The organism is Streptococcus sp. WM07 (assembly GCF_004570525.1).
Taxonomy (GTDB): domain Bacteria; phylum Bacillota; class Bacilli; order Lactobacillales; family Streptococcaceae; genus Streptococcus.
Genome location: NZ_SPPZ01000335.1, coordinates 1 through 262, shown reverse-complemented (window position 1 = coordinate 262; position 262 = coordinate 1). Strand labels below are relative to the sequence as shown.

Sequence of the window (262 nt, the reverse complement as noted above, 5' to 3'; positions counted from 1 at the left end):
CCAGTAGATACAACCACACCAGGAGATAAGCCAGCAACAGCTGTGGTAACGTATCCAGATGGTTCAACGGATAAGGTCCCAGTAACTGTTAAAGTTTCTGAACCAACCGACGCGGATAAGAACACACCAGTAGCGCAAGATCAGACCGTTAAACAAGGTGAGGAAGTAGATCCATCTAAATCTATTGCAAATCTAGGAGACTTGCCAGCAGGTACTAAGGTAAGCTTTGAGGAACCAGTAGATACAACCACACCAGGAGATA

The 262-nt window shown here is 45.4% G+C and carries 1 protein-coding gene; it reads left to right on the top strand.

Going from position 1 to position 262, the window contains the following annotated elements; all coding sequences use genetic code 11:
• Positions 1-262: Rib/alpha-like domain-containing protein (locus tag E4T71_RS09470; protein ID WP_245165738.1), on the top strand; the 262-nt coding region annotated here is incomplete at both ends.